The sequence below is a fragment of the Xanthomonas euroxanthea genome (assembly GCF_900476395.1).
Classification (GTDB): domain Bacteria; phylum Pseudomonadota; class Gammaproteobacteria; order Xanthomonadales; family Xanthomonadaceae; genus Xanthomonas; species Xanthomonas euroxanthea.
This window is the reverse complement of sequence record NZ_UIHB01000010.1, coordinates 192,544-206,150: the sequence shown is the minus strand read 5'-3', so window position 1 is coordinate 206,150 and position 13,607 is coordinate 192,544. Positions and strand designations below refer to the sequence as shown.

At 66.7% G+C, this 13,607-nt stretch carries 6 protein-coding genes; 2 read left to right on the top strand and 4 right to left on the bottom strand.

Annotation, left to right across the window (positions count from 1 at the left end; genetic code table 11):
• Nucleotides 1-106 precede the first annotated feature (106 nt).
• The 4 genes from CPBF1521_RS20845 to CPBF1521_RS20830 all read right to left on the bottom strand — a co-directional run bounded on the left by CPBF1521_RS20845 (nucleotide 107) and on the right by CPBF1521_RS20830 (nucleotide 9,300).
• Nucleotides 107-1,627: a tryptophan halogenase family protein gene (locus CPBF1521_RS20845; protein WP_115678235.1), complete on the bottom strand. Its 1,521-nt coding sequence runs from the start codon at nucleotides 1,625-1,627 to the stop codon at nucleotides 107-109.
• A 110-nt stretch (nucleotides 1,628-1,737) separates the two neighbouring features.
• A complete protein-coding gene (locus CPBF1521_RS20840; RefSeq protein ID WP_115678155.1) occupies nucleotides 1,738-4,770 on the bottom strand; it encodes a TonB-dependent receptor in 3,033 nt (1,010 codons plus the stop codon).
• Nucleotides 4,771-5,083: 313 nt separating this feature from the next.
• On the bottom strand, nucleotides 5,084-8,113 hold the full coding sequence (locus CPBF1521_RS20835; protein WP_115678154.1) for a TonB-dependent receptor: 3,030 nt from the start codon (nucleotides 8,111-8,113) through the stop codon (nucleotides 5,084-5,086).
• 134 nt (nucleotides 8,114-8,247) lie between these two features.
• Nucleotides 8,248-9,300, bottom strand: a complete 1,053-nt coding sequence (locus tag CPBF1521_RS20830; protein ID WP_104649838.1) for a LacI family DNA-binding transcriptional regulator — start codon at nucleotides 9,298-9,300, stop codon at nucleotides 8,248-8,250.
• Between the two features lie 406 nt (nucleotides 9,301-9,706).
• On the opposite strand from CPBF1521_RS20830, the gene CPBF1521_RS20825 reads away from it, so the two are divergent.
• A complete protein-coding gene (locus CPBF1521_RS20825; protein WP_181901319.1) occupies nucleotides 9,707-10,684 on the top strand; it encodes a hypothetical protein in 978 nt (325 codons plus the stop codon).
• On the top strand, nucleotides 10,684-13,353 hold the full coding sequence (gene plsB, locus CPBF1521_RS20820; RefSeq protein ID WP_115678152.1) for a glycerol-3-phosphate 1-O-acyltransferase PlsB: 2,670 nt from the start codon (nucleotides 10,684-10,686) through the stop codon (nucleotides 13,351-13,353). Before CPBF1521_RS20825 ends, plsB begins: the two co-directional genes overlap by 1 nt.
• The last annotated feature ends 254 nt before the right edge of the window (nucleotides 13,354-13,607 follow it).

Below are 13,607 nucleotides of genomic sequence, written 5' to 3'. Positions count from 1 at the left end.
GTCCACCGGGCTTGTCCCGGTTTTCGAAGGGATCGGGCCTTGTGCCCGATCCTTTTTTTTGCCTGCCGATCGGTGCATGTGGCGATTGCGCCTGCCGTGGCGTCGCTCAGCGCGGCGCAGCCGCCTTGCAGTAGCGATCGATGAACTGCTGGTGGGTGGGCATGACATCCACGCAGTGGCCGATGGTCTGCGCCACGCTGGCCAGGAAGCGTTCGGCGTCGTGATCGGGCACCTGGTCCACCAGCGGGTGATAGCCCTGCGGCAGGATGCCCTGGCCGATCATTACCTGCACCCAGCTGATCTCGGCAAACATCTCCTCGGCATTGCGGTAGAAGCGCCCGCTGTCGCGAAACAGGTCCAGCGTGGTCTGCAGCTCCGGGGTGATCGGCATCGTGCGGCAGTGCCGCCAGAACGCGCTGTCGTCGCGCTCGGTGGCGTGGTAGTGCAGCACCAAAAAATCGCGGATGCGGTCGAACTCGAACGCCAGCCGGTCGTTGTAGCGCTGCACCAGCACCGGGCTGATGCCCTCGCGCGGAAACAGCTCCAGCAGCCGCGAAATGCCGGCCTGGATCAGATGGATGCTGGTCGATTCCAGCGGTTCCAGGAAGCCGCTGGCCAGGCCCAGTGCGACCACATTGCGGTTCCAGAACTGCTTGCGCCGGCCGGTGGTGAAGCGCAGCGGGCGCGGGTCGGCCAGCGGCGTGCCCTCCAGGTTGGCGAGCAGGGTGGCGGCGGCTTCGTCGTCGCTGATGTGCGCGCTGGAATACACATAGCCGTTGCCGGTGCGGTGCTGCAGCGGAATGCGCCACTGCCAGCCGGCCGCGCGCGCGGTGGAGCGCGTGTACGGCGTGGGCGGGCCGACGTTTTCGCTCGGCACCGCCAGCGCACGATCGCACGGCAGCCAATGGGTGAAGTCGTGGTAGCCGGTGTGCAAGGCTTCTTCGATCAACAGCCCGCGGAAGCCCGAGCAGTCGATGAACAAATCGCCGCTGACGACCTGACCGGAGGCCAGCTGCAGCGATTGCACGTGGCCGGTGTCCGCATGCAGCTGCACCTGTTCGACCAGGCCCTCGATACGGGTGACGCCGCGCTGTTCGGAGTAGGTGCGCAAGAAGCGCGCGTACTGCGTGGCATCGAAGTGGTACGCGTAGGCGATGTTGGCCAGCGGCGAATTGGCCGGCACATCGCCGGCCGAGGTCATGAACTTGCCGCGCACCGCAGCCACGGTGTTGAGCGTGTAGGCGCCCAGCGGCTGCGCCTTGCCGCGCGCGCGCTGCTTGATCCAGTACTGGTGGAACGGCAGCAGCCCGAGCGGGTGCCCGATCTGGGTGCCGAAGCCATGGATGTACGACGTGCCGGGGCGCTGCCAGTCGACGAACTCGATGCCGAGCTTGAAGCTGCCCTGGGTCTGGCGCACGAACTCGGCCTCGTCGATGCCGAGCAGATTGTTGAAGGCCTTGATGTGCGGCACGGTGGCCTCGCCAACGCCAACGGTGCCGAGCTGTTCGGATTCGATCAGCTGCACCTTGAAGCCGGGGCCAAGCACGCGCGCGAAGGCCGCGGCCGCCATCCAGCCGGCCGTGCCGCCGCCGACGATGACGATGTTGCGGAGTGGAGCGGGGAGCATGCGGCGTTCGATCCTGTACAAGAGTGGAAACCGCCAACAAGCGAACGGGGCCAGCTGGCCCCGTCCGGATCATCTGCCTGCACAGCGCAGACAGATGGCGTTGGGCTGCATCAGAACTTGGCGCCCACTTCCAGCACGACACTACGGGGCACATAGCTGATTTCGCCGTTGTCGACCACGGTGATGTCAGGCTGCAGGCGTCCGTTGCTGCCGAAGCTGTTGTACTGGTACTGGGTGAAGTTCTTGAAGTTGAAGGCGTTGAGCACGTTGATGCGTGCGTTGAGCTTGAAGTCGCCCACCACCGTGAACTCCTTGTTGGCCTGCAGGTCCACGGTGCGGTAGCCCCAGATCTTGCCACCCAGCAGGAACTTGCCATTGCCCGGCGGGGTCACGCCCACGGCCTGGCAGGTGCCGCCATCGGGATCGGTAAAGCCGTAGCAGGCGATCGTGTTGATCGGCTCGGGCGTGGCCAGCACCAACTTGGCGCCGAAGGTCACTCCCCACGGGCCATCGATCGAGCCGGATGCGACGAAGCGATGCGCCGACACGGCATCGGACTTCACGAACGGATAGTCGCGAATGGTCGCCTTGTCGAACGCGAACGGCTCGTCGATGGTGCGGTTCTGGCGCGCGCTGGTGTGGGTGTAGGACAGGTTCAAGCCCCAGCCCGATTCCTTGGTGTAGGGCTTTTCGGCCGACAGCAACACCTGGCTGCTGCGCTGCTCCAGACCGTTGTAGCCCAGGATCGTATTGCGGTAGCCCGGCACCGGCTCGCCCCAGGGCACGCTGCCGGTGGCGTCGAAGTACGCACCATCCGGGTAGCGGTTGACCAGGCTCATCACCAGGCCGTCATAGGCCAACACGCGCTGGAAGGTCACGTCGGTCAACCAGTCGCCGACCTGGTTGCTGATACCGATGCTGTACTGGTCGCTGTACGGGGTCTTGAGCTTGTTCTTGAACATGAAAAGCTCGGAGCTGTCACTGGTGCCATCGATCGTATTGAGCTGATCGATGCCGGTGAAATATGCCGGGTTCCACGCCGTGCACGCACGGTCGTCGCGGAAGCAGCTTTGCCCGCTGGCAGCATCGCTGAAGTACACCACCACCGGTGACAGCGCCGCCTTGACCGATTCCAGTGCGAGCTGCTCGAACAGGTTGCGATCGTAGGAGCGACCGGCGCCGCCATGCAGCACCGCGCTCTCGTCGCCGAAGAAGTCATACGAGAAGCCGAAGCGCGGTGCCCAGGCGTCCTTGAAATTCTTGCGGTTGTTGCCGGTGCTGATGTAGTCGGCCACGTTGATGCCGCTGGGCAGCAGACGGTTGGCCCACGGTTGACCCGGGTTGTCGGGGTCGTCCGAATACAGCGCATTGATGAACGGCTGCGAGGTCACGAAGTCGGTGTAGGCCGGGGTGTCCTCATAGTCGTAACGCACGCCGATGTTGAGCATCAGCTTGTCGTTCACTGCCCAGTCGTCCTGCAGGTAGATGCCGTACTGCTTGGACGGCGATTCCACCACCGGCACCTGACCGGGATTGTCGAACGCACGGATATAGCGCACCTGGAAGGGAACCGGCGCAACACCGTTCTGACCGACTTCATAGCTGAACTGCGGGTTGAGCGAACTGGACTCGCGCGACGTCAGCTTGATGTCGCGATAGGTCACACCGGTCTTGATGGTGTGCTCGCCATGCCACTGCAGTGCGTTGAAGGTCAGATCGTTCTGGAACGACCAGCCCTTCTGGCTACGTAGCTTGAAGTCTTCGCCGCTGGCGGCGCCGGTGTTGAGGAAGACCCACTGGCGCGGATCGGCCTGCGTCCGGTCGATGTAGGTATAGATGGAGCCGTTGCCGATGCCGCGCGGTGTCGGCACGTTGCGCGAATCCTCGGTGGTGAGGATGGCTTCGTTGAACCAGCTGTCGGCGCTGTGCTGCCAACGCAGGCTGGTGCGCTTGTCCTTGTTGATCTTGTCCACTGCGCGGACGGGCGCGTTCTGGCCGCCGACGTTGCTGACCTGGGTTTCGTCGCGGTACTGCGTGGCCAGCTCGATGCGGTCGTTATCGGTCGGCTCGAAGTCGATCTTGCCGAAGTACAGGTCTTCGGTGAACGGCATGTTGGACGCACCGTACTGGTCGCGCAGATTGGACGGCAGCAGGCCGACGAACGGCGCCGCTTCGGCGCTTGGCTGCACGCTCTTGGGCGCCACGTTGTCCTTGCCTTCGTAGGCGAAGAAGAAATGCATGCGGTCCTGGATCAGCGGGCCGCCGATCGCAACGCCGTATTCCTTGGTCTGCGAGTCCACCTTTCCATCTTCTTCGTCCGGGCGCTTCTCACGCAGATCCTGATTGGTGAAGCGATAGAACGCCTCGCCATGGAACTCGTTGGTGCCGGACTTGGTGGCCGCGGTGATCGCCGCGCCACTGATCTGGCCGTATTCGGCCTTGTAGTTGGAGGTGATCACCTTGTACTCGCCGATGGCGAGCTGGGGGAACGGATTGCCCTGGGTCTCGTCCTGCCCGGCAATACCGCCACCGGAGACATAGCTCTTCTGGCTCACGCCGTCGATGTACAGGTTGCTGGAACTGGCGTTGGACGCACCGCCACGCAACTTGGTGTTGCCGTCCTGGTCGATGGTGAACACCATGCCCGGCACGGTGTCGGCGAACTCCAGGAAGTTGCGCGTGGCCTGCGGCAGCTGCTGGATCTGCCGCAGCGAAACCGTATTACCCACCTCCGATGTCTTGACGTCGCGGATCATCGGCGCGCTGACCGTCACCGTGTCCAGCGTGGTCGCATCGCCGGCCGGCGCTGCCGCCGCTTCGGTGCCGAGATCGACGGTGGCGCTGGAGGCCACCGACAGGGTCACCGTGCGGCTGACGCCGTTGGATTCGACGGTGTAGGTGCCCGGTTGCAGGCCGACGATGGTGTAGTTGCCGTTCGCATTGACCGGTGCACGTCGCACCGAGCCAGTGGCGACATTGGTGACGACGACCTCGCTGCCGCTCTGCGCGGAAGCGACCTGGCCGCGCAAGGTGGCGTTGCTGGACTGTGCCATGGCCGGGGTGGTGGCGAACAACGAGGCAGCCAGGGCGCAGCACAACAGGCTGCGTGCCGGCAGGGTGGAGACGGTGCGGTGAGTCTTCATGACTTTCCCCCTCCCAGGGGTAAAGCGCGAACCAGTGAAGTGACTGGCGCGTCGAGGTTGGTGCTTGGTGTGGATGGAACGGGTACAGCGGCAACAGACAGCAGGGACGGCAAACACAACAAAAAACGATCGCCGATGGGAGCGTGCTGGCTGCAGCATCGCGCGCATCGCGCGCCGCGCCACAGCAACACACCGCAATCGGGACGATGCAACAAGCCTGCAGGCGGCCCCTCCCCATTGCCGTGGGGCCGATGCAGCTTAGGCAGCGGGGGTGGCACCGGCGCCGGGACGCCGGATGCCGCCAACGCCGCCGTTACCAGATGATGCGTGCGCTCATGAACAAGGTCCGTGGCGGGGTGGACATCGCGCCGTACTGGTTGATGCGCACGCGCGGGTCGTACACGCCGGCACTGCCCCAGTCGATGCTGTACTGATCGTAGTTGCGGAAGTTCAGCGCATTGATCAGGTCGCCGCGCACCTGCACGGTGACCGCGTCGGTGATATGCATGTCCTTGGACAACGACAGGTCCAGCTGGCGGGTGCCGAAGATGTCGCCGCCGGCGATGAACTTGCCGCCGGGCGCATCCACCGACACCACGCGGATATTGTCCGAACTGGGGCCGCCGTACTGGTCGTAGGAGATCGCCTCGTTGCGCGGCGGCACCGTGGCCAGGGTCAGCTTGGCCGAGCCGCTGATGCCCCAGAACAGGTCGTAGATGCCGGTCAGTACCAGGCGGTGGCGCGGCACCGCGTTGAGGTCCAGGAACGGGTAGTCGGCGATGGTGGCCGCATCGAAGCCGTAGCGATCGTCGTTGCCGCGATTGCCGCGTGCACGCGAGAAGGTATACGCCGCGGTCAGGCCCCAGCCGCTTTCCTGCGTATAGGCCTTGTCCGCTGACAGCAGCAGCTGGCCGGTCTTGGTTTCCACGCCGTTGTTGCCGATGATCAGGTTGCCGAAGCCCTGGGGCCGTTGCTCGAACGCCTGGGCGCCGTTCTGGAAGAAATCGCCGTTGGCGTAGCGGTTGCCCAGGGTGAAGATGAAGCCGTCCTTGCTGTGGATATAGGACAGCGTGGCGGAGGTGTTCCACTCGCCCAGCTGGGTACGCAGACCCAATGAATACTGGTCCGCGTACGGCGTCTTCAGATCGTTGTTGAGCAGGTTGATCTCGCCGTTGCGCACGCGCGCATCGACCAGGTTGCCCAGGCTGTCGGGGTTGCTCACATACGCCGGATCGAACGCGGTGCAGGTGCCCGGCGCCGGGACGCAGTCGGTGGGTCCGGCAAAGCGGATCGTGTACTGCGCCAGCGCGGATTTGATCTGCTCCAGGCCCATCACGTCGAACAGATTGCGGTCGTAGCTGCGGCCGGCACCGCCGAACAGCACCAGCGACTCGTCGCCGCGGAAGTCGTAGGAAAAGCCCAGGCGCGGTGCGAAGTTGTTGTTGTCCTGCTTGCGATTGCGGCCGTTGCTGATGTAGTCGTTGATGTTCACCCCGCCCTTGGCGAGCTGCTCGGCGTAGGTGGCGCTCACCGCCGGATCGGTGCCGGGGCCGTTCAAGGCCGCCACCACTTCCGGCGGGGTCACGTTGTCCAGGTACGAGGGAATCTTTTCGCCATCCCAGCGCACGCCGAGGTTCAACTGCAGCTTGTCGTTGACGTCCCAATCGTCCTGGATGTACAGGCCCAGCTGCTTGCTGGTGGTGGTCACCGACGGTGCGGCGCCGGCGAACGGCAGGTTGAAGCGCACCTGGTAGGGAACGGCCGAGGTGCCGACGCCATCGCTCACTGCGTAATAGAACGACGGATTGGCTGCCGAGTTCTCGCTCTGGGTCAGCTCCACTTCCTTGTACTTCACGCCCATCTTGATGACGTGGTTGCCGTGCCACTCGAGGTTGTTGAAGGTCAGGTCGTTCTGGAAGCTGGGACCCTTCTGGCCCTTGCGCTGGATCGCCAGGCCGCTGGTGGCGCCGTCGTTGAGCAGCACGTCGTCTTCGGCGATGCCGCGCGTGTACACGGTCTGGCTGCCCAAGGTGTAGGCGGTGGGATTGAACAGCACGTCCTCGTAGGACACGCGCGCTTCGTTGACGTAGCGCTCGCCGTAATGCTGCCAGCGCAGGTCGAAGCGTTTTTCGGTATTGAGGTTGATCTTGGAGGCGATCGCGGTGGTCTGGCCGCCAACGCTGTCGCGGCTTTCCTCGTCGCGATACTTGCCGGTGAGTTCCAGACGGTCGTTTTCGCCGATGTCCCAGTCGACCTTGCCGAAGTACAGGTCTTCGTTGAACGGGCGGGTCACCGAGCCCAGCCGGCCCTGCACGCCGGCCGGCAGGTCGTCGCTGAGCGCGCTGAAGCGGTCGGGTACGGCCACCGGATCGGCCGAGACCTCGAAGCCCTTGCCTTCGTAGCTGAAGAAGAAGTGCGCCTTGTCCTGCACGATCGGCCCGCTCAGCGCGAAGCCATATTCGTCCTGGTGGGTCTTGCGCTTGCTGCCGTCGGCGTTGGGCGCGCCGGCGCGCTCGTCGGGCTGGCGCGCGCGGAAATCGGTGTTGCTGGTGCGCCCGAAGATCTCGCCGTGGAATTCGTTGCCGCCGGACTTGGTCGAGGCCACGATCGCCGCCGAACCGACCTGGTCGAACTCGGCCTTGTAGTTGGAGGTGATGACCTTGTACTCGCCGATGGCCAGCTGCGGGAACGGATTGCCCGCGCTCTGCTCCTGCCCGGACACACCGCCGAACAGGTAGCTCTTCTGGCCGACGCCGTCGATGTAGACGTTCACCGCCGAGCTGCCCTGCGCGCCGCCGCGGATCTGGCTATTGCCGTTGGAGTTGGTCTCGAACTGCATGCCCGGCACGGTGTCGGCGAACTCCAGGAAGTTGCGCGTCAGCTGCGGCACGGTGCTGATCTGCTTCAGCGACACGTTGGTGCCCACTTCGGACGTCTTGACCTCCTGCAGCGTGGTGGCGGTGACCTGCACCGCATCCAGCGTGGTGGCATCGCCGGCAGGCGCCGCCGCCGCGCCGCCGCCCAGGTTCAAGGTGACCGACGAGGCCACCGACAGGGTCACGGTCTGTTCGCTGCCGGGGCCGGCGTCCACCTTGTAGGTGCCCGGGGGCAGGCCGACCAGCGCGTAGCTGCCGTCGGCGCCGGTGGGCACGCGCCGTACGGCGCCGCTGGCGACATTGGTCGCGGTCACGGTGGTGCCGGCCTGCGCCGAAGCGACCTGGCCGCGCAAGGTGGCGTTGCTGGACTGGGCCATGGCCGGAGTGCTGGCCAGCAACGAGGCGGCAAGGGCGCAGCACAACAGGCTGCGCGCCGGCAGGGTGGAGACAGTGCGGTAATGCTTCATGACTTTCCCCCTCCCAGGGGTAAAGCGCGAACCAGCGAAGTGGCTGGCGCGTCGGTACGGCGTAAAGCGGGACAGCTGGCAACAACGGCAGGGACTGCAAGCAACACACGTTCGGCAAGGCGCGGTGGCGCGTCTCAGGTGGGAGGCGCCGCACGCGGCGCGCTGGATGCGCGCACGATCAGTTCGGGCACCATCTCCGAGAACGCCGGCGGTGCGGCGTCGGCGGGCGGTGCAGGCGCATCGGCCAGTTGCTGGCCCAGCAGCAACTGCAATGCGCGTGCGCCCAGCCCGGCGATATCCACCCGCATGGTGGTCAGTGCCGGCAGCACGTAGCGCGCCATCGGCACGTCGTCGAAGCCGGCCAGCGCGATGTCCTGCGGCACCTTCAGCCCGGCATGGCCGAGCGCGAACAGGCAGCCCAGCGCCATCATGTCGTTGGCCGCGAACACCGCATCCGGGCGGGTGTCCTGCGCCAGCGTCTGGCCGGCGCGGTAGCCGGACTCTTCGTCGAAGTTGCCCGGCAGCACCCACGGCTGCGCGTCGGCATCCAGCGCCAGCTCGTCGCGGTAGCCGCGCAGACGCTCGTGCGCATCGAAGTTGTCGGCCGGCCCGGCGATGAAGGCGATGCGGCGGTGGCCGCTGTCGCGCAGATGCCGCGTCATCATCCGCGCGCCGCCGTAGTTGTCCACGTTGAGCACCGGGCGCTGGCTGGCGGTGCCGGCGCAGTTGAGCAGCACCGCAGGCAGGCCGCCGGGCAGGGCATCCTCGTGCACGCCGGAGTCGCCCAGCGAGGGCGACATCACCACCACCCCGTCCACGCGCCCGGGCAGGCGTTCCAGCGCCTTGCGCTGCGCCTGCGGGTCGCCGTGCGAGCTGGACACCAGCAGGTGGTAGCCCTGCTCGCGCGCCACCTGGTCGATGCCGCGGATCAATTCGGAAAAGAATTCGCCATGCAGGTCCGGCAGCACCACCCCGATGGTGTGGGTGCGCCGGCTGCTGAGGCTGCGCGCGGCGTGATGCGGGATGTAATGCAGCGCACGGGCCACCTGCAGCACGCGTTCGCGCACCGATTCGGCCACGTGCTGATGCCCGTTCATGGTGCGCGAGACCGTTGCCACCGACACCTGCGCTTCGCGCGCGACGTCCTTGATGGTGACGCTGCCGCCTTCGGAGCGTGGCCGACTCATGGCAAAACCTCCAGGACAACGCGGTTGCCGGCGCGCGCCGGGTAGGGGCGCGCGGTCCGCTGGCGCAGAACGTTCGTGTCACACATGCACATGAATGACATCGGCCCCAACCGATGGCGACCTCAGAGCGAGATGGCGCGCACGCTAGCAGGAACTGCAAGCGCTTACATGATGCGCTGCACCATTGCGCCAAATGCAGGTGGCACAAGGGCTTGGCGACATCGCCTGGACAAGTTTGTCCGCAAGGGACAACAGCAGTCAATGTCGGACACCGGACGACATCGTGCGTGGAACTACGAAAACCTAACATTTTGTACCGTACCCGGGCGCACGGTTGTCGCGCGCCTTGCCGCCAGTGCGTTCAGCCAGCAAGATGCGCCGATCGATCAGGGGGAACAGCGTGCGCATGTCGCCATCCACCGTCCGCGCCGGCCGGTTCCAGTCCATCGCGTGGGTGCTGCTGGCAGCGCTGTGCGTCAGCAGCTGCCAGCGTACGGACAAGACCGCCGCATTGCCGGGCGCCAGCGCCGAGCCGGCTGCGGCGATGCAGTCGATGACCCTGCCATTGCGGCGCAACGACCTGGTCGCCTATGCGCGGATCCGGGTCACCCCTGCGCAGTACACCCGGCTGGAAGCGGCCTGGCGCAGCGGGGCCAGCCGTTGGCCGCTGACCGAGCTGCCGTTGCCCAACGAGGTCGGCAGCCTGCTCGGCAGCTTGTCCGCGCCCGGCGCCGAGCGCCAGCTGCAGCAGGCCTTCGATGCGCAGCTGGCCGGCCAGGCGCAGGGCATCCGCCAGGCCGCGCAGTCGCTGGGCCAGTTCGGCGTGCAATACCTGCGCAGCCGCAGCGACTACCAGCCCGAGCAACGCGCCCACTACGTGCAGCTGGTCGATGCCCTGAGCGCCTGGGCCGCCACCGCGCCGCTGGCCGATCGCGCGCGCGCCAAGGCCAGCATCACCGACCTGGTGACCGCCGCCCGTGCCACCGGCATCGGCTCGGACGCCGATCTGCAGCGGCTGGGGATGGAAGAGAGCCTGCGCCGGCTCGGGCCGTTCTGGGCCGCGGCCAAGCAGGTGCTGGAGCGTTACGGCCTGTCACTGGACGGCAGCCTGGATGCGCTGCGCACCGGCCTGATCAGCCAGGACGGCGACCGCGCCCAGGTGCGGCTGCGCTATCCGCTGGCCGCGCACGACATCGACCTGAGCATCGCCCTGATCAAGCGCGACGGCCACTGGTACCAGCAGCAGACCCAGGACGAGGTCCAGGCGCTGCTGGACGCCGCGCCGCCGGCCGCGCCCGTACCCGATGCCGCGGCAACGCCTGACACCCCGGCGGCCGCGCCCGCCACGCCCGCCGCCACCGGGCAGCGCCCGGCTGGGCGATAATGACCGTGATGCCAGACCAGAATCCCCTGCCGTTCCCGGACGGCCAGCCCGCCCCGCCCAGCGCTGCCGCCGCCGATCTCGGCGCCACGGCCGCCGCATTGCCGACCGCCACACCGGTTCCGCCGGAGGTTGCGCCGTCGATCGCGCCTGCCGTCGCCGCCGCCCGCAACGCCAAGCGCCCGTGGTGGGCGCGCCTGCTCGGCCGGCTCGCCGACCCCTGGCTGAGCCTGACCATCGAACCGGACCAACCGAGCCGCTACGACGACGGCACGCCGGTGGTCTATGTGCTGGAGGACTACGGCCTGTCCAGCGCGCTGATCCTGGACAAGGCCTGCCGCGAAGCGGGGCTGCCCTCGCCGCTGGTGCCGCTGCCGGGCGACCCGCTGCAGCGCAAGCGCGCCTACCTGGCGCTGTCGCGGCGCAGCAGCAGCAACTCGCTGATCCCCGAGCAGCGCGGCGGCAAGACCCATTCCGATTCGCTGGCCAAGCTGCTGCAGGCGCACCGCGTGCGTGCCGACCTGGACGTGCACCTGGTGCCGGTGTCGATCTTCGTCGGCCGCGCGCCGGACAAGCAGAGCGGCTGGTTCGCGGTGCTGTTCTCTGAAAACTGGGCGCTGGTCGGCCGCTTCCGGCGCCTGCTGGCGGTGCTGCTCAACGGCCGCACCACCATCGTGCGCTTCGCCCCGCCGATCTCGCTGCGCCAGACCATGGCCGAGGGCCTGCCGCCCGAGCGCACCCTGCGCAAGCTGCAGCGCGTGTTGCGCACCCACTTCCGGCGCATCCGCGAGGCGGTGATCGGGCCGGACCTGTCCACCCGCCGCCTGCTGGTGGACCAGGTGCTGGCCGCCGACTCGGTGCGCGAGGCCATCGCCACCCAGGCCAAGCGCGACAACTCCAAGCCGGTCGATGCCTGGCGCAAGGCGCACGCCTACGCCTGGGAAATCGCCGCCGACTATTCCAGCCCGGTGGTGCGCTCGGCCAGCTTCCTGCTGACCCACGTGTGGAACCGCATCTACGCCGGCGTGCTGGTGCACCACCTGGACAAGCTCAAGCAGGCCGCGCCCGGGCACGAAGTGGTCTACGTGCCCAGCCACCGCAGCCACATGGATTACCTGCTGCTGAGCTACCTGCTGTACGAGCGCGGCATCGTGCCGCCGCACATCGTGGCCGGCATCAACCTCAACCTGCCGGTGGTGGGCACGCTGCTGCGCAAGGGCGGTGCGTTCTTCATCCGCCGCTCCATCAAGGGCAACGCGCTGTATTCGGCGGTGCTGAGCGAATACGTGGCCCAGCTGGTGGCCGGCGGCTATTCGATCGAATACTTCGTCGAAGGCGGGCGCTCGCGCACCGGGCGCCTGCTGCAGCCCAAGGGCGGCATGATCGCGATGACCTTGCGCGCCTACCTGCGCCAGCCGCGCAAGCCGGTGCTGTTCCAGCCGGTCTACATCGGCTACGAGAAGCTGATGGAAGGCAACAGCTACCTGGACGAGCTCACCGGCCGGCCGAAGGAGAAGGAATCGATCTGGGGCCTGCTGTGGTCCATCCCCAAGGTGCTCAAGCAGAACTACGGCCAGGTGGTGGTGAACTTCGGCGAGCCGATCGCGCTCAACGACGTGCTGGCCAGGCACGCGCCCGACTGGGACGGCCAACCGCTGCCCGACGACGAAAAACCCACCTGGCTGGCACCGGCGGTGGACACGCTGTCCACCCAGATCCAGACCCGCATCAACTGCGCCGCCGACGTCAATCCGATCAACCTGCTGGCGCTGGCGCTGCTGTCCACGCCCAAGCATGCGATGGGCGAGGCCGACCTGATCGCGCAGATCGAGTTGTGCAAGAAGCTGCTGGCGGAAATGCCGTACTCGGACCGCGTTACCGTCACCCCGCACACCCCGGCGCGCATCATCACCCACGCCGAAGAGATCAACGTGCTCACGCGCGTGTCGCATCCGCTGGGCGATGTGCTGAGCGTCAGCGGCGACACCGCGGTGTTGCTCAGCTACTTCCGCAACAACGTGCTGCACCTGTTCACCGCGTCCTCGTGGGTGGCCTGCTGCTTCCAGAACAACCGCCGCATGAGCCGCGCCGGCCTGATCCGCCTGGGCCGCACGGTGTATCCGTTCCTGCAGGCCGAACTGTTCCTGCCGTGGAGCGAGGACCGCTTTGCCGAACGCATCGAGCAGACCATCGACATGTTCGTGCGCGAGGGCCTGCTGCTCAACGTCACCGACGACGATGGCGGCATCCTGGCGCGCAACACCGGGCAGACCGATGAAGTGTTCCGCCTGCGGGCGATCGGCCATTCGCTGCAGCAGGCCTTCGAGCGCTATTACATCGCCATCTCGGTGCTGGTGAAGAACGGCCCCGGCGTACTCGGCGCCGGAGAACTGGAAAGCCTGTGCCAGCAGGCCGCGCAACGCCTGAGCCTGTTGTATGCCCCGGCCGCCCCGGAGTTCTTCGACAAGACCCTGTTCCGCAGCTTCATCCAGAAACTGCGCGAGCTGCGCCTGGTGTGGCCGGACGAGAACAGCAAGCTGCTGTTCGACGAGCGCCTGGATGCGTGGGCCAAGGACGCCAAGTTCATCCTCGGCCGCGAACTGCGCCACACCATCGAGCGGGTCAGCCCCGAAGCGGTCAAGCCGGATGTGGTGCTGCCGCCGGCCGAGTAAGGCGGCGCTACAGACGCCAGCGTCTCCCTGCGGTAGGTGATGCGGGCAACGGCAGCGCACCAGCAAGGAAGCGCAGGTGCGCACGACGCTCTCTTCTCCCTCCGGGAGAAGGTGCCCGAAGGGCGGATGAGGGCAGTCAGCACGCAACCCCCCGGCGCTGCAGCAGACCAGAGTCACTTCTGGCGTCCTCCACTGACGCCAGCAACTTCACACAACAGTTCCGCCCGTTTCATCCTCCGCTTGCGGCCGTGCCG